Origin of the sequence: Panacibacter ginsenosidivorans, from assembly GCF_007971225.1 — a bacterium.
GTDB classification, from domain to species: Bacteria; Bacteroidota; Bacteroidia; order Chitinophagales; family Chitinophagaceae; genus Panacibacter; species Panacibacter ginsenosidivorans.
In genome coordinates, this window is record NZ_CP042435.1 from 4,826,591 (window position 1) to 4,846,369 (window position 19,779).

The 19,779-nt window shown below is 37.5% G+C and carries 18 protein-coding genes and 2 tRNA genes; 16 read left to right on the forward strand and 4 right to left on the reverse strand.

The features are described from left to right. Positions 1-18: 18 nt before the first annotated feature. The 5 genes from smpB to FRZ67_RS20540 all read left to right on the forward strand — a co-directional run bounded on the left by smpB (position 19) and on the right by FRZ67_RS20540 (position 4,109). Entirely contained in the window at positions 19-459 is a 441-nt protein-coding gene (gene smpB / locus FRZ67_RS20520; protein ID WP_147192446.1) for an SsrA-binding protein, read from the forward strand. Positions 460-496: 37 nt separating this feature from the next. Next, entirely contained in the window at positions 497-1,000 is a 504-nt protein-coding gene (locus tag FRZ67_RS20525) for an OsmC family protein (protein ID WP_147192447.1), read from the forward strand. A gap of 311 nt (positions 1,001-1,311) precedes the next feature. Beyond that, positions 1,312-2,262 carry a fasciclin domain-containing protein gene (locus FRZ67_RS20530; RefSeq protein ID WP_147192448.1) on the forward strand — a complete coding sequence of 317 codons (951 nt, stop codon included), beginning with the start codon at positions 1,312-1,314 and terminating at the stop codon, positions 2,260-2,262. Positions 2,263-2,317: 55 nt separating this feature from the next. Next, on the forward strand, positions 2,318-3,370 hold the full coding sequence (locus FRZ67_RS20535; RefSeq protein WP_147192449.1) for a sensor histidine kinase: 1,053 nt from the start codon (positions 2,318-2,320) through the stop codon (positions 3,368-3,370). After that, a complete protein-coding gene (locus FRZ67_RS20540; protein WP_147192450.1) occupies positions 3,351-4,109 on the forward strand; it encodes a LytR/AlgR family response regulator transcription factor in 759 nt (252 codons plus the stop codon). The genes FRZ67_RS20535 and FRZ67_RS20540 overlap by 20 nt, the downstream gene beginning before the upstream one ends. Positions 4,110-4,196: 87 nt before the next feature. Here the strand turns inward: FRZ67_RS20540 and FRZ67_RS20545 are convergent, their stop codons facing one another. Further along, complete coding sequence (locus tag FRZ67_RS20545) at positions 4,197-4,595, reverse strand: hypothetical protein (protein WP_147192451.1); 399 nt, start codon at positions 4,593-4,595, stop codon at positions 4,197-4,199. A 38-nt stretch (positions 4,596-4,633) separates the two neighbouring features. After that, positions 4,634-4,704 (reverse strand) — tRNA-Cys (locus FRZ67_RS20550). 186 nt (positions 4,705-4,890) lie between these two features. Between FRZ67_RS20550 and FRZ67_RS20555 the strand changes: the two genes are divergently transcribed. The 4 genes from FRZ67_RS20555 (at position 4,891) to secDF (ending at position 11,257) form a co-directional block, all read left to right on the forward strand. Beyond that, positions 4,891-5,766: a nucleoside phosphorylase gene (locus tag FRZ67_RS20555; RefSeq protein ID WP_147192452.1), complete on the forward strand. Its 876-nt coding sequence runs from the start codon at positions 4,891-4,893 to the stop codon at positions 5,764-5,766. Positions 5,767-5,862: 96 nt separating this feature from the next. Further along, complete coding sequence (dapF, locus tag FRZ67_RS20560; RefSeq protein WP_147192453.1) at positions 5,863-6,639, forward strand: diaminopimelate epimerase; 777 nt, start codon at positions 5,863-5,865, stop codon at positions 6,637-6,639. Positions 6,640-6,797: 158 nt separating this feature from the next. Next, positions 6,798-7,736 (forward strand): magnesium transporter CorA family protein, encoded by a 939-nt coding sequence (locus FRZ67_RS20565; protein ID WP_147192454.1) that lies wholly within the window; start codon positions 6,798-6,800, stop codon positions 7,734-7,736. Between the two features lie 377 nt (positions 7,737-8,113). Continuing rightward, positions 8,114-11,257, forward strand: a complete 3,144-nt coding sequence (gene secDF, locus FRZ67_RS20570) for a protein translocase subunit SecDF (protein ID WP_147192455.1) — start codon at positions 8,114-8,116, stop codon at positions 11,255-11,257. Positions 11,258-11,495: 238 nt separating this feature from the next. On the opposite strand, the gene aat is transcribed toward secDF, so the two are convergent. Together aat and FRZ67_RS20580 are read right to left on the reverse strand one after the other, a co-directional pair. Next, positions 11,496-12,152 carry a leucyl/phenylalanyl-tRNA--protein transferase gene (aat, locus tag FRZ67_RS20575; protein ID WP_147192456.1) on the reverse strand — a complete coding sequence of 219 codons (657 nt, stop codon included), beginning with the start codon at positions 12,150-12,152 and terminating at the stop codon, positions 11,496-11,498. An 81-nt stretch (positions 12,153-12,233) separates the two neighbouring features. Further along, a complete protein-coding gene (locus tag FRZ67_RS20580; RefSeq protein WP_147192457.1) occupies positions 12,234-12,545 on the reverse strand; it encodes an ATP-dependent Clp protease adaptor ClpS in 312 nt (103 codons plus the stop codon). Positions 12,546-12,933: 388 nt separating this feature from the next. Between FRZ67_RS20580 and FRZ67_RS20585 the strand changes: the two genes are divergently transcribed. From FRZ67_RS20585 to FRZ67_RS20615, 7 genes are all read left to right on the forward strand, one after another. Continuing rightward, the gene (locus FRZ67_RS20585) at positions 12,934-13,200 is read left to right on the forward strand and encodes a hypothetical protein (protein WP_147192458.1); all 267 of its coding nucleotides are present in this window, start codon (positions 12,934-12,936) and stop codon (positions 13,198-13,200) included. A gap of 79 nt (positions 13,201-13,279) precedes the next feature. Continuing rightward, a tRNA-Val gene (locus tag FRZ67_RS20590) sits at positions 13,280-13,354 on the forward strand. Positions 13,355-13,529: 175 nt separating this feature from the next. Then, positions 13,530-14,474 (forward strand): NAD(P)H-dependent flavin oxidoreductase, encoded by a 945-nt coding sequence (locus FRZ67_RS20595; protein WP_147192459.1) that lies wholly within the window; start codon positions 13,530-13,532, stop codon positions 14,472-14,474. Between the two features lie 23 nt (positions 14,475-14,497). After that, positions 14,498-15,328, forward strand: a complete 831-nt coding sequence (locus tag FRZ67_RS20600; RefSeq protein WP_225975419.1) for an NUDIX hydrolase — start codon at positions 14,498-14,500, stop codon at positions 15,326-15,328. 327 nt (positions 15,329-15,655) lie between these two features. Further along, complete coding sequence (locus FRZ67_RS20605; RefSeq protein ID WP_147192460.1) at positions 15,656-16,057, forward strand: carboxypeptidase-like regulatory domain-containing protein; 402 nt, start codon at positions 15,656-15,658, stop codon at positions 16,055-16,057. Positions 16,058-16,403: 346 nt separating this feature from the next. Beyond that, positions 16,404-17,225, forward strand: coding sequence for a polysaccharide biosynthesis/export family protein (locus tag FRZ67_RS20610; protein WP_147192461.1), 822 nt, complete (start codon positions 16,404-16,406; stop codon positions 17,223-17,225). A 73-nt stretch (positions 17,226-17,298) separates the two neighbouring features. Further along, positions 17,299-19,746 (forward strand): GumC family protein, encoded by a 2,448-nt coding sequence (locus FRZ67_RS20615; RefSeq protein ID WP_147192462.1) that lies wholly within the window; start codon positions 17,299-17,301, stop codon positions 19,744-19,746. Positions 19,747-19,779: the final 33 nt, after the last annotated feature.

Below are 19,779 nucleotides of genomic sequence, written 5' to 3' on the forward strand. Positions count from 1 at the left end.
ACGGTGAAGGGATTTTTTATGGCAAAAGAAATGAACAACAGGCAGGCGTATTATAATTACTACATAGATGATAAATATGAAGCAGGCATCGTATTGCTGGGCACAGAAGTTAAATCCATACGCGATGGTAAAGTAAGTTTCAATGATGCATTCTGTATGTTTGAAAAAAATGAATTGTGGGTGCGTGGCCTATACATAGCAGAATATTCGCATGGTACGGTGAATAATCATATCGCGGTACACGATAGAAAATTATTGCTTACCAAACGTGAGTTAAAGAAGTTGCAAACGAAGATGAAAGAAAAAGGGTTTACCATTGTGCCGTTGAAAGTTTATTTTAATGAAAAAAATCTTGTAAAAGTAGAGATTGGGTTAGGCCGTGGTAAAAAACTGCACGATAAAAGAGAGACCATTAAAGAACGCGATACACAAAAAGAAATAAAAAGGTATTTGAAGTAGGAGAGCACAATCTGTCTTATAATATTAATGCACTACTATGAACGCTTATGAATTAAAAGCACTCCAAACGCCACTCAAAGAAAAGTATCGTAATAATCCCGTCGCTGCACTTGTAACACTTAAAGCCGAAGGAAAACTTGGTGAGAATATTTCCTGTAAAGTAGAAACGGGCCGTGCTATAGCTTCTGCTGGTTTGCATCCTGCCACAGGTGGAGATGGATTGCATCTTTGTTCGGGAGATATGTTGCTTGAAGCGCTTGTAGCTTGTGCAGGCGTTACATTAAAGGCGGTGGCCACTTCAATGGGTATTGAAATAAAAAGCGGAACTGTAAAAGCAGAAGGCGATATTGATTTTTCCGGTACGCTTGGTGTTTCAAAAGAAGTGCCCGTAGGTTTTAAAATGATCAGACTTTATTTTTTGCTTGAAACAGGTGCATCTAAAGAAACGCTTGAAAAACTGTTGCAGCTTACAGAAAGATATTGCGTGGTCTACCAGACTATCACTAAAGGAACTGCTATTAATACTTCTATAGAAAATTAAAATACATTTTTGTTTGCCAGCCATAAAGCATTTGTCATCATTTGTTGTGTCACTCACTTGTACGTTCGGAACAATTATAAGCTCTGAGCCACGAGCTATAAGCCTTTAGCCAAACAAACTCGCAGCTAAAAGCTCGTAGCTTTTTTCCAGTACAAGTGTGCGACGCAACGGCAGCTAAATTGAAAAACCGGAGATTGGTACAAAAGGTTGGTTTATCCATTTTACTATACCGTTCACGAACAGAAATCTACAATTCGTCGTAAAAGCAAAACGATGTGTAAGCATATGTGTTACTCTAATAAAACACATATATGAGAGCATCTATCATCTTAAAAAATCTTTTCCTTACTGCCTTTGTTCCTTTTGTGATGGCCAGTTGTAATAGTAACGACGATACCCCGCAGCCGCAGCCAACGGATCCTACGATTGCAGAAATTGCCGCTTCAGACACTTCTTTTTCTTTTTTGTTGGCGGCTGCTACCAAAGCAGGGTTGGTTGACGAATTATCCGCACCTGGTGCGCTAACGGTTTTTGCACCTACCAATAACGCATTCAGGGCTGCAGGTTTTCCTACACAGACCTCTGTTGAAGCCGCTGACGCTACAACATTGGCAGGCATTCTTACTTATCATATCATTTCAGGTAAAGTATTGGCTGCAGACGTACCAGCTGGTCCTAATGCCGCCGTAACTGTTTTAAGTGGCGGAACTGTTTACACAACTTCAAATAGTTTGGGTGTATTTGTAAATGGAGTAAAAGTCGTGACAGCAGATATTGCAGCTTCTAACGGGGTGGTGCATGTTATTGGTAAAGTATTAATACCGCCATCCGGCAACATTGTAGAGACTGCCGTTGCAAATCCTGATTTCAGTTACTTGGTGGCAGCAGTATTAAGGGCAAGTGAGGGAACGACAGATGTGGCAGGCGTATTATCAGGCACAGACCCACTCACCGTTTTTGCACCAACCAACCAGGCTTTTATCAATGCAGGTTTTGCTACTATTGCAGATATACAGGCCGCAGATCCTGATGTGCTTACATCTATTCTTACCTATCATGTAGTAAACGGAAGAGTATTCTCTTCAGATCTTACAGATGGAGCTACACCTTCCACACTTAATGGTGGTACTGTTACCATTGATCTGGGGGCTACAGCTACTGTAAAAGGCAATACTAATACAACAGCTTCAAATATCGTAGCTACAGATATTGTGACCACTAACGGTGTGATACATGTAATAGACCAGGTTTTACTACCATAATATAAATTCACATGGCCCATCCGAACAATACGGGTGGGCTTCTTGTTTTTATTTAATGTTTTTTAACCACAAATACAGGTACGTTTTTATTCTGTTACTTGCTGCATATACTTATATCAATACGGAGTTGTGCCAGGTATATACTTATTTCCAGATCAATATTCATTGGTATTACTCATTCGTGGTTATTTTGTTGATTACATTTTTTACATGGGAGGCTAACAGGTTGTTGTCTCCGGTTTTTGAAAAATGGCTTCCCGGTAATGAACATATCATCCGCAGAAGCGTACTATTCTTTTTTGTGGGATTATCCGTTGCATATCTGGCTACTATTGGGGTTAACTTGTTTTTTGCAAGCATTATTTTACATGAACCGCAGGCTTCTATTCTTAATCCGCTAAAGCTTACTTTGATTTATACGTCTTTAATTAATCTGCTATTGCATTTGCTGAATCTTGTAATGGTTTATCAAAAGGAATTTAAAACCAAAGAACTTGAAGCAGAAGAATTAAAAAGGATGCATGCACAGGCAGAATTATCTGCCATAAAGCAGCAGATCAATCCTCATTTTTTATTTAACAACCTAAATGTATTGTCTGGCCTTGTGATGCAGCAAAGTGCGGATGCCAATCATTTTATTGAAGCTTTTTCGAAAGTATATATGCATATACTCAATAATCATAATAAGGAATTAATTGAATTAGATAAGGAGCTGAATTTTTTACAGCCTTATTTCTTTCTGCTTAAACAACGCTTTCCTGATGCTATTGAATTAGATATAGATGTACCGGAGAGATATAAAAGTCATTACATTATTCCGGTAGCACTACAGATGCTTGTAGAAAATGCCATTAAACATAATATTGTTTCAAAAAAAAGACCATTATATATTAAGATATATGCCAATGGCAACAAAACCATTTCTGTTATTAACAAGTTGCAACCTAAGCAGCAAACAGGGCCGGGTTCTAATATTGGTTTAAATAATATTCGCAAGCGTTATGAGTTAACTGCCGGCAAAGAAATTATTATAATAAAAGATGAATCTTCTTTCTCTGTAACCTTACCATTAATTGAAATAAACACCTATGAGGGTACTAATAATTGAAGATGAAGCAGTAGCTGCCCACCGATTACAGCTTATGCTGAAAGATTATGATGCTTCTGTAGATTTGCTTGCCTGCCTGGATAGTATTGAGGAATCTGTTGCATGGCTTCAGCAACATGAACACCCGGATGTTATGCTGCTGGATATTCAACTTGCAGATGGATTCAGCTTCGAAATATTTAAACGCACCAGCTATCAAAAGCCTGTTATTTTTACCACAGCATACAATGAATATGCACTGGATGCTTTTCGTTATTTTAGTGTTGATTACCTCCTCAAGCCAGTAAGTTTCGATGCACTGAAAGCTGCCCTGGATAAATATAAATTCATTACTAATGCAGCACATACTGACTATGCCAGCATTTTCAAAGCATTGAAAAATTTTCCTACAGATCAATACAAAGAACGTTTTCTTGCTAAAATAGGCCAGCGGCTTATATTCATAAAAACAAGTGAGGTTGCCTATTTCAGGGCAGAAGATAAGGTCACTTATATTATAGACAAGCAAGGGAATAAATTGCCTGTTGATTATACACTTGAGAAACTGGAAACAGTTTTAGATCCGCGTTATTTTTTTCGTTTGAACCGTAAAGTTATCGTCTCTATCGATAGTATTGCGCAGGTAAAACCTTATCATAATAGCAGGCTAATGCTTTATCTGAAAGATGGGAATAAATCAGATGACATGATCATTAGCAGAGAACGTGTGCCAGAATTCAGGCAGTGGGCCGAGCAATAATAGAGATTAATTTTTTCAGCAGTATAATTTTATGGCATCGCCGGTTGTGTCACTCACTTGTACTTTCTGAAAATATATCAGCAGTAATTATTTTTTATCACGCTCCTCTATATTCATCTCAGGCAGCAATGCCATTACCTGTATTATACCTGCAGCAAGCAGCAGCAAATAAAGACCGGTTTTTTTTTCAGGGCATTCACCAAGTAAACAAACGCTTAGTAAAAGATAATTTCGAAATGCCCATGCAAGGTTAATGGCTGCAATAAATACATTGGTACGCTTGGCCCAAATCTTAGGAACGATAAAAAAGATAAGACACACAACAGATAACACCACATTTAGATAGCCGGGCTTTCCAAAGCTGGTACCTTCAGAAGAAAAACCAGTAACTGTTATATTTTGGCTGGCAATAAATGTCCACGGCATAAAACATATACCGATCAATGCAAACACGGCTATTATTCCTATTAGTTGAGAATGTTTCATAAAATAAAAGGATCACCTGCATGATCCTTTTTTGTTTGAGGTCCCGAGCAGATTCGAACTGCTGTGGAAGCTTTTGCAGAGCTCTGCCTAGCCACTCGGCCACGGAACCATTTTTTTCAGGCTGCGAAAATAGGGTATTTTTGAAAAATGAGCACACAATTGAATGCTCATATTTTTTGAGTGATATTATTTATCTTTTTATTTAGCTCAATAAAATTGTTGCAGTACAAGAGTGCGACGCAACAGAAGTTCAACTATATTCAAACGCCGGGTTCATAAAAAAATTTTACCTGTAATGCACAAAATAGCATCATCAGAACTTATTATTAACGACAGGGGCGCTATTTATCATTTGGATCTTCGTCCCGAAGAATTGGCGCAAACAGTAATTACCGTTGGCGATCCCGGACGTGTGGCGCAGGTGAGCAGGTATTTTGACAAGATTGAATACAAGCAACAGCACCGTGAGTTTATTACACATACAGGTTATGTTGGTAAGAAAAGGATATCTGTTTTATCAACAGGTATTGGCCCTGATAATATTGATATTGTAATGAACGAACTTGATGCATTGGCAAATATTGATCTTGAAGAGCGCAGCATTAAAAAGGAACTAACAGCATTAACAGTTATAAGAATTGGCACCAGCGGTTCTTTGCAGGCAGATATTCCGGTGGATGGTTTTGTTGCAGGTACGCATGGCCTTGGTATTGATAACCTGCTTAATTTTTATAAGCATAGTAATAATGATGAAGAAAAAACTTTACTGCAACAATTTGCTGCACACACTCAGCTTGATAATAATTTCTCACACCCATATATAGCTGGCGCTTCAGGCGCAGTGCTTAAACATTTTGTGGATGGTTTTCATCATGGTATTACCGTTACATGCCCAGGTTTCTATGGACCACAGGGGAGAGTGTTAAGGTTAGGTCTTACCAATCCGCAACTTGTTGACAGACTCACGCAATTTTATTATGGTAACCATCGTATAACCAATTTTGAAATGGAAACAAGTGCCATTTATGGTTTGGGTAAATTGCTGGGTCATCAATGCCTCAGTGTAAATGTTATTGTTGCCAACCGCATTAATAAAACTTTTACCAAAGATGGAAAGGCAGCAGTTGAAAAGCTTATTCAGAAAGCATTAGGGATAATTGAAGGAATATAAGATTGTCTTAATTCAATTAAGCAGGAATACAAAATGTAGAAACCTGTATTAACTTGCAGTACAGGAGTCAACAGGCAAGGCTTTAAAAACAAACAAATGCATATTATATTTCATAAATACCAGGGCACCGGAAATGATTTTGTTATAATCGATAACAGGAACAATACTATTCAGCTTTCAACAATACAGGTAAAAAAAATATGCGACCGCCGTTTTGGTATTGGTGCAGATGGATTAATGCTGCTTAACAGCAAAGAAGGTTTTGATTTTGAAATGATCTACTTTAATGCAGATGGCCGTGAAAGCAGCATGTGTGGTAACGGTGGCCGCTGTCTCGTTAAGTTTGCTTACAATAATGGTATACATAAACGTAAATATTTATTTATTGCTGTAGATGGCAAGCATGAAGCTTCTGTAGAAGATAATGGTTGGGTTTATTTAAAAATGAAAGATGTGCATGGTATCGAAAAGCATTATGCCGATTCAGTATTAGATACAGGCTCGCCACATTATATAAAACCTGTTACTGACCTTACTCATTTTGACGTAGTAAAGTCGGGCAAAGATATCAGGTATAGCGAGGAATATAAAAAGAATGGTATTAATGTAAACTTTGTGGAGCAAAAAGATAAATCAATTTTTGTGCGTACTTACGAGCGGGGTGTAGAAGATGAAACCCTTAGTTGCGGCACAGGCGTTACTGCTGCTGCATTAGTGTATGCACATAATGATAATGGCTTTAACCGTGTAGAAATAAAAACACTTGGCGGTAACCTTGCAGTGGAGTTTGATAAACTTAATGATGATACTTTTGAAAACATCTGGCTTTGCGGACCGGCAGATTTTGTATTTAAAGGCGAGATAGAAATTTAGTTTTTTACCGCAAAGACAATAACACGCAGAGAAAATAATTTCTTAGCACTCTCTCTCTGTCTTTGCGTCTTCGCGGTAAATGTTTTTGCTGTTTATAAATCTCCTTAACGTTCTTATAATTCCTTCGCTTTATCACAAGCCCTTATCTTTGCCGCGCTGTGATACAATACTTTAAAAATATTAACAACCAGACTGTAGCTATTGATAAGCCTGAAAATGGTATCTGGGTAAATCTTGTGCCACCATTAAAGGAAGAAGAGTTTCATGAGCTTAGTGAAGTATTGGAAATACCTATTGAGTTCTTAAGAGATTCACTGGATATAGATGAACGTCCACGATACGAAATAGAAGACAATGTAAAATTTGTTGTAATAAAAACACCGGCAGAGAATAATTCTTTCAATGACAGTGACGCTTATTACATCACCATTCCCATCTGCATTATTTTAACGCACAATCATATTGTAACCGTTAATTCTTTTGATAACGGTGCCATAAAAAAATTCCTGAACACTTTTGAAAAACGCCATCCTGATAAACGCAGCATGATGGTGCTGAAAATATTTGAGAAAGTAGTGCAGAACTTTATGGAGTACCTTAAAGAGATCAACCATAAACGCAATCTGTACGAACAAAAATTATACGACAGTAACCGTAACGAAGAATTACTAAACCTGATGCGTATTCAAAAAAGCCTCGTATATTTTGTAACCGCATTGCGAAGCAACGAACTTATGATGCTGAAAATGGAACGCACCAATTTCCTCGGACTTACCGAAGAAGAAAGAGAGTTCCTTAATGATCTTATTGTAGACACCAGCCAGGCCCTTGAAATGGCTAATATCTACACCAATATCCTCAGCAGCACGATGGATGCGTTTGCCAGCATCATCAGCAACAACCTAAACAATATAATGAAGCGCCTTACTTCCATTACTATTGTGCTCATGTTGCCCACACTTATCACCAGCATCTACGGAATGAATGTAGAAATACCTTATCAAACAACGGCTCATGCATTTTATATACCCGTTGTACTTTCCCTTGCAGTCTCCATTATTATCGCCTGGTATTTTATGAAAAAGAAATGGTTCTGATGTTATTGTAGCTAACAAAATTCCAAGATTTATATTATGAACCCGGCTACAAAATAAGCATTAAGCATTCGTTGCGTCGCACTCTTGTACAGAAAATCGTAAGTCGGCAATAGCAAGTAACATTATCGTATCACTGACGATTTACGACTTGCGTTGCTCATCATAATTCCGAACGTACAAGTGAGTGACACAACCGGCGATGCCATAGAATACCAATGTCCGTCACCAACAACTCATTCAATTCATTAAAAACCACTTATAAAAGCAGCAAAATTTTAATGTAAAGCCCCTGTTTTCAGGGCTTTTTTTTACTGTGCTATTTAAATATCAAACCATTATCTTTGCCGCTCACAAAAATTTTGTAAACCCAATAGTATATGCAACTTAAAGGTTTGGTGCGGTTCTTTGCCATCTTACTTGTAATTATCTGTCTTTACCAGTTATCGTTTACGTGGATGGTTCGCAGCTATGAAAGTACCCAGAAAGAGAAAGCAGCTGCATGGGTAAAAGCCAATTATCCTGCTGCTTCTGTAAAATACCCCGGTGATGCAGAACGTGCAGCAGCTTACGAAGATTCTTTAAGCAATTTTGAAAAGGCAAGACTTCAACGTATACTCGACAGTACTGCTGATACCAAGATCGGCCCATTTAGCCTCGCAACTTATAAAGGCGCTAAAGATGAGGAATTAAAACTGGGTCTTGATCTGCAGGGTGGCATGAGTGTGACCATGGAAGTGGGTCTTGATGGTTTGATCCGTTCTTTGTCTAACTATTCAAAAGATGCTGCTTTTAACACTGCATTGAATAATGCTGTAGTAAAAAAAGCAAACAGTGGTTTAGACCTTATAACCTTGTTTGGTGATGAATATAAAAAAGTAGGTAATGGCAACAAACTTGCCCCATTATTTTTAGGCCGCAGTGATGGCAAGGTTAAGTTTGATGATTCAGACGATAAAGTACTGAGTTATCTACGTGCAGAAGCAGGCGACGCATTTAATAACACATTCCGTATTTTAAGTAACAGGATAGACAGGTTTGGTCTTGCATCTCCTTCTATTAATCCTGATCCGGCAAAAGGTATCATCAACATTGAACTTGCGGGTATTAAAGATCCTGAAAGAGTACGTAAATATTTACAGTCAACTGCTAACCTGCAGTTCTTTGAAGTATTTACTGTTAATGACGCAGCAGAATCTTTACAAAGTGCAGACAAGGCTATGTCTGATTACCTGAAAGGTATCAAGACCACTCCTGATACAGCTGCAACTGCTGTTGCAAAATCAGATACAACAAAGCAAGTAACTGCTGTTGTTGATACAACAAAAACATTTACGTTATCAGGCGGTTCTGCGGATACTGCTAAAAATAAAACCACTGCAAAAACAACTGACTCTACAAAGATCAGGCAGCTTGAAAACCCTATATTTAGTTTATTCAGAGGTATAGCCCAGGGCCAACAAGATGAAAAAGGTGCTGTACATTACCCTGCATATATAGGTTATGTATTGAAAAGAGATACCGGTCAGTTAGGTACTTACCTAAGATCTGATGTTGTTGCAAGCAAACTGCCAGCTAATATGGTATTTATGTATGGTAATGTGGAAGGACAGGCTGGTGTTAAAAATGATACACTATTATCGCTTTATGCTATAAAGACATTGGATAATGGTCTTGCAAAACTGGAAGGTAATAATGTTAGCACTGCAAGACAGGATTATGATGAAAAAGGAAGACCTGCCATCAGCATGAATATGGACGCTGTTGGTACAAGGATCTGGGCGAAAATGACTGCTGACAATGTTGGCAAGCCTATTGCAATTGTGCTGGATAATTTTGTGTATAGTGCACCAAATGTTATTAATGCAATTCCAAATGGTAACTCACAGATATCAGGAAGCTTTACAATACAGGAAGCAAAAGACCTTGCAGACATTTTGCAGTCTGGTAAATTACCTGCGCCTGCAAAGATCGTTGCAGAACAGGTTGTAGGTCCAACGCTTGGGGAAGCTGCAGTAACAGGCGGCGCACTTGCATTCCTGATTTCCTTTATAGTGATCTTCGTGTTGATGCTTATTTATTATAACACAGCAGGATGGGTTGCTAACATTGCTTTGATATTAAACCTGCTCTTTACCATTGGTATACTTGCCATGTTTGGATTTACATTAACGGCCCCTGGTATTGCGGGCTTGGTACTTACTATTGGTATGGCGGTAGATACAAACGTTATCATCTTTGAAAGAATAAAAGAAGAACTGACGAAAGGTAAAGGTTACCTTATGGCCGTTTCTGATGGTTATAAGAGATCTTATGCACCCGTACTGGATGCACACGTTACCACTTTCCTCACAGCTTTTATTTTGTTCATCTTTGGTCTTGGTCCTGTACTTGGCTTTGCCACTACACAGATGCTTGGTATCGTGTTATCATTGTTCTGCGGTATCCTTGTTTCGAGAATGATCACAGACCTGTTTACTAATAAACAAAGGCACTTTGAATATTTTACTGGTATTTCAAAAAAGATATTTAAGCATACCCAATTCAAATTTATTGAATACAGAAAGATTGCTTATGGTATTTCTGTAGTAGTGCTGATACTTGGTATAGCTTCTTTATTTAATGGTTTTGATGAAGGTGTTGAATTTTCTGGTGGCCGTAGTTATACTGTTAAGTTTGCAGCAGCTCCAAATGTAGAGCAGGTAAGAACAGAACTTGAAAAAGTATTTGAAGAAGCGCCTATTATTAAGACCGTAAACACCAACGATCAGCTAAATATTACCACCTCTTACAAGATAAAAGAAACAGGTAATAATGTGGATTCGCTGGTGGTTGAAAAACTGTACACAGGGTTACAGAAATTTATACCTGGTACATCACTCAGCCAGTTTAAAAATCCCAGGGTGCTGGTAAGTTCACAAAAGGTGTTGCCATCTATTTCTGAAGACCTGAAACGCGGTGCAACCAAAGCAACTGTAATTGCAATAATTGTTATTTGTTTGTACATCTTCATCCGTTTCCGTGACTGGAGATATTCGCTTGGTACCATCGTATCATTGTTGCACGACGTATTGGTAACGCTTGCTGTATTTAGCTTTGCACGCTACCTCGATCTTGGTTTCTCACTTGAAATTGACCAGTACTTTATTGCGGCTGTATTAACCGTGATAGGTTTCTCAATGAATGATACTGTAATTGTTTATGACAGGATCCGTGAAGATTCTAAATTGATGAAGGGCGCTGATAAAGCCACCATCATCAATACGGCTATTAACCAAACATTGAGTCGTACTATCATGACATCATTGACTGTGTTTCTTACCATACTTATCCTCTTCATCTTTGGTGGTGAGGTTACAAAAGGTTTTGCATTCGCTATGCTTATTGGTGTTATTACCGGTACCTATTCTTCTATCTTCGTTGCAGCACCAATATTGGTTGACTTCGCAAGAAACAGACCATTGGGCAAACAGGAAGAAGTAAAAGTTAAACTGGAAAAACCTGTCGCAACTAAAGCTAAATAAGTTTTCACAACTTTATTATTAAAGCCTCATTGAAAAATGAGGCTTTTTTTTATACGTCTCTAAGTGTCTAAATTATTTTACGAGAGATTTTTTTTCTTTTGATACCGGCATTAGCCTTTTATAGCATCACCGGTTGTGTCACTCACTTGTACATTTGAAACAATTTTCAACAAGCTATAAGCTCACGGATATTCTTTTGTACAAGAGTGCGACGCAACAGAAGCTTAATTCTTATACATTAGCCTGGCTCACCAATGTATTTATGCAATAAGTCAATAAAGTTATTCCGGGAAATCATTTTTGCGCCAAGGCTTTCAAGATGCTCTGTATAAACCTGGCAATCTATTAACTGCACACCTTCTTTTTTTAATTGCTTTACATAACTTATAAGGGCATACTTGCTTGCATTACTTACAAGACTAAACATACTTTCGCCAAAAAATACTTTACCGAGTCGTATGCCATATAAGCCGCCCACGAGTTCATTATTAAGCCATACTTCTGCACTGTGGGCATAGCCAAACTCATGCATCTTTTTATAAGAGGCTAGTACTTCGTTGGTGATCCAGGTGCCATCCTGGCCGGGTCTGTTTATTTTTTTGCAGTTATTGATAACCTCCCGAAATGCTTTGTTGATAGTGAAAGTGAAAGCATTCCGTTTAAATAATTGTTTCATGCTTTTACTTACTTTCAGTTCATCGGGGTTTAAAACAAAACGGGGATCAGGACACCACCAAACAGGTACATCACCTTCATACCATGGAAAGATACCTCTTTCATACGCCATAAGCAACCGCTGTACACTGAGATCTCCGCCAATGGCAAGTAGCCCATCTTCCTGCGCTGCATCAACAGGTGGAAACCATAAACGGTTATCTAATGCATGCAATGACATAAAAAAGGAGTGTATATAATAAAAACTAAAAATAAGGAATGAAAAACTAAAAGATACAAGAGTGGATTTGAAAACAGGGTATTAACTTCCTACCATCATTTCAATAGTGGCGCCAATATTTCTTTCAGTAATGGCATCACACATAGGCTTTAGGGTATCATAATCACCATTCTTAACTGCACATTTTCCTTTATAATGAATGATAATGGAACATTGTTCTGCCTGCTCTTCTGTGTGGTTGCAAACTTCCATAAGGGTTTCAATTACCCAATCAAAAGTGTTCACATCATCGTTCCAAACGATAAGGTTATAGGGAAACTGCTCGGCAGTGAGAACATCTGTTTCAATATCTTCCAAAGGAGCTGAAGCTGTATCAAATGCAATGATTGGCATGTAGCAAAAATACCATAAAATCAAATGCCTGCAAAAGCTGTCATTGATAATTTATAGTACTTAAAAGGAACAATATATGGAAATATTGCAGGAACAAGTAAAGAAGATTACAGCCTCCTAAATAAGCCTTATAACACTTTAAGAGTCGTGGAATAAAAAGAGCAGATATAAATTTGAAGACTATATTAATTGAAAATCAGTATGTTAAAACCCTGATTCCGAAATTGCAACAAGAAATTACTATAGCCTTTAAAAATAGGAATATATAAAACCCTATTTTTGTTTCTCACACACTAACTCCACATAAGCTGATACCCCATTAAATTCAGCAGGTCTTCTATAGACCGTCAAAAATTTTCTAGTAAAATAATTTTAAGGAGGACTTGATATGTATTCGTATGCTTTATTAGAGCCGGAATGTTATTACCTGGTGCAGGAAAAAGAGAACGATATTCTTACGCTTTTACAGGTAAAAGTAGAAACCGATAGTAGTATGTATGTTTTAAAATTCAAAGAAAAAGAAACAAGCGAATGGAAAAGGAAAACAGACAGCATTCATGACATACTTGAACTGCTCAGTGACGATGCTGTAAAAAAATGGAAAGAAATTTATTACAACAATGAAGATGCTTATTATGAAGAGGATGATGAGTAATGTAAAATAGTAAGGAAATTATTTTAAAAAAATTTGGCAGAAAAGCACGCAACCTTATCTTTGCACTCCCAAGAAAAAAGGGAGTTTAGCTCAGCTGGTTTAGAGCATCTGCCTTACAAGCAGAGGGTCGGCGGTTCGATCCCGTCAACTCCCACAAAAAGCTTCGCATAATTGCGAGGCTTTTTTATTTTCTTTGATACAAGCTTATGCCTTTTCATAGCATCATCGTTGCGTCGCAAGCACTTTTATCTGCATAACATTTGGCATCAGAGGAAATTAATATATTTTGAACCTGTACAACCTATGTTGAAAATAGATAATTTTAAACTATGCCATTTACAAACCGCATCACAAAACTATTCGAAATAGATTATCCAATAATACAGGCCGGCATGATATGGGCCAGCGGTTGGCGTTTGGCAAGTGCGGTAAGTAATGCAGGAGGGCTTGGACTGATAGGAAGTGGAAGTATGTACCCGGAGGTATTAAGAGAACACATTCAAAAATGTAAGGTCGCAACCAACAAAGCATTTGGTGTAAATGTGCCGCTACTATATCCTGATATTAATAAACATATGCAGATCATTATTGATGAAGCTGTGAAAATTGTTTTTACTTCCGCCGGTAATCCTAAAGCATGGACCACGATACTGAAAGATAAAGGCATAAAAGTGGTGCATGTAGTAAGCAGCAGCACATTCGCAAAAAAAGCCGAAGATGCAGGTTGTGATGCTGTGGTAGCTGAAGGATTTGAGGCAGGTGGCCACAATGGAAGAGAAGAAACCACCACATTTGTATTAGTACCTGCAGTAAAAGCAACGGTTCAAATACCGGTTATTGCTGCAGGCGGTATAGCAACAGGCAAACAAATGCTTGCTGCAATGATACTTGGTGCAGAGGCTGCGCAAATAGGTACTCGTTTCGTATGCAGCAATGAGGCATCTTCTCATAGTAATTTTAAAAAAGCTGTGCTCGAATCAAAAGAAGGTGATACAATGCTAAGCTTGAAAAAAGTGGTGCCTGTAAGGTTACTTAAAAACCATTTTTTTCAAATAATAAATGAAGCAGAAAAACTTGGCGCTTCAGAAGAAGAAATGAAGCAATTGCTGGGTAGGGGCAGGGCAAAAAGAGGAATGTTCGAGGGTGATATGGATGAAGGCGAACTTGAAATAGGGCAGGTGAGTGCACTGGTAAAAAACATATTGCCAGCCTCTGAAATAATGAAACAATTATGGCAGGAATTTACCCAAGCTTTATCGAATCCATTAGGGTAAGTTCATTGTGTTAAAAGCACACAATGAATTTTATATGGAAATTCCAAAATACATTTTATCTTGTAGAACAAATTGCTTATATGGTTGAGTTTAAGTCGGCCAACGATTTCAGGCTTAGGGGTGGGAAATATTTTATGCCATGTATATCTATCGACTGTGTAATTTTTGGTTTCCACGACAGCCAGTTAAAAGTGCTTTTACTAACAATCGCCAATTTTGGTGGTTATGGTTTACCCGCCGGTTTCATTTATAAAGAAGAACACATAGATACATCTGCCAAACGAATACTTTGTGAGCGAACAGGTCTCCAGGACATTTTTCTGCAACAATTTTACATTTTTGGTGACCCTCATCGGTGTGATGAAAACATAACAAAAACGGTTTTCGAAAAGGAACAGATCAAGGCTCCGCAGAATAATTGGTTATTACAAAGATTTCTTACCATTGGCTATTATGCATTGGTCGATTTTGAAAAAGTAAATGCAACACCTGATTATTTTTCTGAATCCTGCGAATGGCATGATATAAATCATCTTCCGCCATTGGCAATGGATCATAACGAGATTATACAAAAGGCTTTGTTTACATTGAGAACGCATCTGCGTTACGAGCCAGTTGGTTATAACCTTCTTCCTCCCAAATTTACTATGCCTGAATTGCAGAGCCTTTATGAAACTATACTCGATCAAAAACTTGATAGGCGAAACTTTCAGCGTAAAATGCTTTCTTACGGCATTTTGAAAAGGCTAAAGGAGCAAAGGAAAGGTGTGGCTCACAAAGCACCTTATTTATATTCATTCGACCTACGCAAATATCACAAGGCATTGGATGAAGGCTTTCAGAGTGCCTGGTAAGATTTGATAACTGACTTTGCAAAATTTCAGACTCCCGCTTAATTTACATTCATAGTACAAGAGTGCGACGCAACAGTTGATGATAATAGTTTTATCGCCCGGTAAACACCTCTTTTTTATTGCTAGGATAAATTGGCAATAGGAATATTTGTTACCCCGCATTTGTACAGGTGGCATCGTTTCTTGCGTCGCACTCTTGTACTGATTATTAATAATTGCGCCCCGGCAATATTCAAAGTCGTACATCATTAACTACTCCATAAAAAAATGTTAAGTATGTATAACTGTATTTAAAATGTATAACTTTACTTATCCAAAAACTGCATTATGAAAAACATACTTATTTGTTTTCTTTTGCTTGGCTTCAGTCAATTCTCTTTTGCAACGGGAACAAAAGAATGTACTAATTGTATATTTGCAGGTACTGTTGTTGACGCAGCGACTAAAAGACCTGTTTCTGATGTAATGGTAATTGCACATGGACAAGAAACCGGTGATGAGCAAAAATTTACTACTGACCAACACGGACAATATAAGATTGCCAGCTTACCTTCTGGTACTTATACCATTCGTTTTGAGAAAAATAATTACAGACCCGTCGAAAAAAGAAATCTTGCTGTAAAAAAGGCATCTTCCGGAACAAAGCTTAATATTGAAATGGTGTTAAGCGATGAAGAAGAAGGCGAGGAAGATCATCATGACTGGCTACCTAAATATGATATAATTTAATGTTGTATGACAATAATTAGTTTCATTATATTATACTGTAAAAAGCAATAGGTATAGTTCTAATTGATTTGAATTTTGTATTTAGCACATTCTTATCGGAAAACAATTCATTCTAATGTAAGACTCTCTTATCCTATTGCAATTTTTTTAATTACCCGTCGTTCTTGTATTGTTTCCTTTACATAGTGGTTATTCCAAATGAATACTTTTTTATACAGTTTTCATACTATAATTATTATAATTAATTGTTTTATAATACCAAAACAGTGTTTTAAGTGTAATAATCTTTTTGGACTAACCAAATTCAACTTTACATTTGCACACAATTAAATTAACCAGTAACTCAATGAAAAAATTGAAATTGTACACCAACTCTCTGCTTTTTTCGGGTTTAGTTGTTTTTCTCTCTTCACTCTTAATAACATCCTGCAAAACTGAAAGAATTGCGATTCTTAAAGATATACCCGATACGACATCTGTAAGATATCTTCCATTGGCTAGCTACTCTTCCCCTATTGTACGTGTAGATGATATACTTAATATAGTAATACAGACGCTTGACCCACAGGCAAATACCATTTTGAATCAAGGTAATTTACCAGCAACTTCAGGCGCAGTTTCGGGTAATAATTCATCTTCTCAAGCTGTTGTTTCAGGCTATTTGGTAAGTAAAGACGGAACTATACATATGCCTTATATTGGTGCTGTTTTAGTAAAAGGATTAACAACAGAGCAAATAAGAGATACTATTGCTGAGAAGGTTGCTTTTTATTTTAAAGATCCGGTGGTAAATGTACGTTTCGCCAATTTTAAAGTTTCAGTATTAGGTGAAGTGAAGAATCCTTCTACTTTCCTGATCCCGAATGAAAAACCTACTGTAATAGATGCATTGGGCTTGGCGGGAGACATAACAATTTATGGGCGCAGGGATAATGTAATGCTTATAAGAGATAACGAGGGGCAGAAAGAAATTACCAGATTAAATCTTGATAGCTCCAGGAGTATAAGTTCTCATTATTTCTACCTTAGACCAAATGACGTACTATATATAGAAGCGTCTGCTTCAAAAGTGCAAAGTACTGATGCATACAGGAACAGGAACTATGCGATCATTGCTGCAGCTTTAGGTTTCTTAACCGTATTATCTGCTAGGTTATTATTCAAATAAATTACTTATACGGAGTTTCTTTATTTGAAATATAAAATAATATTTCTGCTTAAATAATTTTAAATTCAATTATATGCAAAGCAACAATAAACCTAATGATAATACCAACGCAGGTATTGTGGGCTTTAATAATGGTGAAGAAGGTTTTGATTTCAAATATCTAGTGGCTAAAGTAGCCGGTAACTGGAAATGGTTTGTGTTATCGCTGGTACTTTGTGTTGGATTAGGTGTGCTCTATATTTTATATGGCATTCCCACTTTTACCATTAGTGCAAGAGTATTGGTTAATGGTGCCAACTCCAGCAAGATAAACAGTGGTGTTACAGAAACCAATATGTTGAGTGATCTTGCTTTGTTTTCACAACAAAATGATGTAAACAACGAGATACAGGAACTGTATTCAAGAACACTGGTTGAGAAAGCAATAAGAGACCTTCAGTTAAACGTTTCTTATTGGGCATTGGCTGGCGTTCGTTTTGCAGAAGTATACAAGAAATCACCTTTTTTTATTGATCTTATTGAATTGAAAGGGGGACTTGAAGACCCGCTTGGATGGGATGTTCGTATAGCAGGAGACAGAGTTAAATTTATGGATGATTATACTCCCGATAATTTTGAGGCGAAATGGGGGGATACAATCAGAAAAAAATATTGCACATTTGTTATTAAGAAAAACCCCGAATCTCCTGAAGTAAAAGATTCTACTTTTCCATTAGGTCTCAAGATCAACACCTATCCAGCCACTAATTATACATACATGGAAAATCTCCTTGTATTTATGACGGCAGCTAATACAACATTGATGGACGTGACATTTGACGTATCGGTACCTCAGAAAGGAGAAGATTTTGTAAACTACCTAATCAAACTGTATGTTGATACAAAAGTAAAAGCTAATAACTCTATTGCGGATAGTACCATTCGCTTTATCGATGACAGGATAACTGGTGTTGCAAAAGAATTGAGTAATGTAGAAAGTCAAGCTACAAGCATATTGACATCTGGGGGGATTACCGATATCAATGAATCTAATAAACAACTTACCGGGGAAAAAAGTGAGGCAAGCACCGCACTGGAAAATTATAAAGCTAAAACGGATGCCGTAGACCTGATTGAAAAATACCTGAATGATCCGGCGAGGATAAATTCACCTTTACCAACTGCAAGCAATATTGATGATCCTACTTATATTACGCAGGTGCAAAAGTATAATACTTTGCAACAGCAAAGAGAGACCCAGTTGCAATTCAACACCGAAAAAAACCCTGCTATTATAAACATCGATAATCAAATTGCAATTACACGCGGTATTCTAAAAAATGTGCTGGCCACTTACAGGGAATCTCTATCTTTTACAGCTGCAAGTTTGGAAAAAAGAAATGTTGATGTAATCGGCCGTGTATCTAAAGCACCTGTACAACAAAGGCAATATCTGGAGGCTTCACGCAGGCAGGATGTATTGCAGCAACTCTATGTTTACTTGCTTACTGTAAGGGAGCAGACTGCCGTTACCAAATCAAATAACATTGCCCCTGTGCGTGTAATTGATGAAGCAAAAGCAGCTGTTTACCCATGGTGGCCAAATAAAATAATCGTTATTATAGCAGCTATATTTCTTGGTATTGTAATTCCTTCCTGTGCCATACTTATAAATGAGCTTAACAGTAACAAGGTTATTACACCAGCAGATATATCAGCTTCCACAACCGTTCCTATTATTGCAGAAATAAGTGCAAGCAAATCTGGCAAAGCAATTATTGTATCAAAGGAATCTCGTACTGCAGTTGCTGAACAATTCCGAACGCTGCGCACAAGCTTGCTGTCTAAACTATCTTATTCATCAAATGGCAGTAGTAATCTCGGAAAGGTAATTATGCTTACCTCAACTGTTAGTGGTGAGGGCAAATCTTTTGTTACACTTAACCTGGCAACAGCACTTTCTCTTGCTGGTAAGAAAGTATTGGTTGTAGACCTTGAGCTACGCAAATCTCAGCTCAGCCGCGATCTTGGCATTGACGACAAAGAAGGTGGTATTGCAGATTATCTTGAAAAGAAAGCTTCATTACATGATGTGATTGTCCCGTCAGGAGTTAATGAAAATCTTTGGGCTTTGTTATCAGGTACATTAGAAGCAAATCCTTCAGAAGCATTGCTGAATGAAAGAATGAAAACAATGTTCGAAGATATGCGCAGTAAATTCGATTATATAGTGGTAGATACACCACCAGCTGCAATAGTTACTGATGCACAGGTTATTGGTGTATACGCAGATATTACCCTGTATGTAGTAAGACAAAAATATACTTTCAAAAAGCATATAGATGTAATTGAAGATCTTAAGGCAAATAATAAGCTTAAAAACATGTATGTAATACTGAATGATGTTAAACCGGTACCGGGCTACAACCAGGGTTATGGTCTTGGTTACAGGTTTGATGAAGATCACGGTTATTATACTGAAGAAGAAAAAACGGAAAAGAAATCCATTTTGCAAAAGATTTTCCCTGATGCAGATGCGTGATATTTTTTAGTCAGAAGTAATAGTTGAGGTTCC

What these genes read in the sequence shown, in the direction of transcription:
- smpB (WP_147192446.1), top strand. Translation starts at nt 19, where the DNA reads ATGGCAAAAGAAATGAACAACAGGCAGGCGTATTATAATTACTACATA.
- FRZ67_RS20525 (WP_147192447.1), top strand. Translation starts at nt 497, where the DNA reads ATGAACGCTTATGAATTAAAAGCACTCCAAACGCCACTCAAAGAAAAG.
- FRZ67_RS20530 (WP_147192448.1), top strand. Translation starts at nt 1,312, where the DNA reads ATGAGAGCATCTATCATCTTAAAAAATCTTTTCCTTACTGCCTTTGTT.
- FRZ67_RS20535 (WP_147192449.1), top strand. Translation starts at nt 2,318, where the DNA reads ATGTTTTTTAACCACAAATACAGGTACGTTTTTATTCTGTTACTTGCT.
- FRZ67_RS20540 (WP_147192450.1), top strand. Translation starts at nt 3,351, where the DNA reads ATGAGGGTACTAATAATTGAAGATGAAGCAGTAGCTGCCCACCGATTA.
- FRZ67_RS20545 (WP_147192451.1), bottom strand. Translation starts at nt 4,595, where the DNA reads ATGAAACATTCTCAACTAATAGGAATAATAGCCGTGTTTGCATTGATC.
- FRZ67_RS20555 (WP_147192452.1), top strand. Translation starts at nt 4,891, where the DNA reads ATGCACAAAATAGCATCATCAGAACTTATTATTAACGACAGGGGCGCT.
- dapF (WP_147192453.1), top strand. Translation starts at nt 5,863, where the DNA reads ATGCATATTATATTTCATAAATACCAGGGCACCGGAAATGATTTTGTT.
- secDF (WP_147192455.1), top strand. Translation starts at nt 8,114, where the DNA reads ATGCAACTTAAAGGTTTGGTGCGGTTCTTTGCCATCTTACTTGTAATT.
- aat (WP_147192456.1), bottom strand. Translation starts at nt 12,152, where the DNA reads ATGTCATTGCATGCATTAGATAACCGTTTATGGTTTCCACCTGTTGAT.
- FRZ67_RS20580 (WP_147192457.1), bottom strand. Translation starts at nt 12,545, where the DNA reads ATGCCAATCATTGCATTTGATACAGCTTCAGCTCCTTTGGAAGATATT.
- FRZ67_RS20585 (WP_147192458.1), top strand. Translation starts at nt 12,934, where the DNA reads ATGTATTCGTATGCTTTATTAGAGCCGGAATGTTATTACCTGGTGCAG.
- FRZ67_RS20595 (WP_147192459.1), top strand. Translation starts at nt 13,530, where the DNA reads ATGCCATTTACAAACCGCATCACAAAACTATTCGAAATAGATTATCCA.
- FRZ67_RS20600 (WP_225975419.1), top strand. Translation starts at nt 14,498, where the DNA reads ATGAATTTTATATGGAAATTCCAAAATACATTTTATCTTGTAGAACAA.
- FRZ67_RS20605 (WP_147192460.1), top strand. Translation starts at nt 15,656, where the DNA reads ATGAAAAACATACTTATTTGTTTTCTTTTGCTTGGCTTCAGTCAATTC.
- FRZ67_RS20610 (WP_147192461.1), top strand. Translation starts at nt 16,404, where the DNA reads ATGAAAAAATTGAAATTGTACACCAACTCTCTGCTTTTTTCGGGTTTA.
- FRZ67_RS20615 (WP_147192462.1), top strand. Translation starts at nt 17,299, where the DNA reads ATGCAAAGCAACAATAAACCTAATGATAATACCAACGCAGGTATTGTG.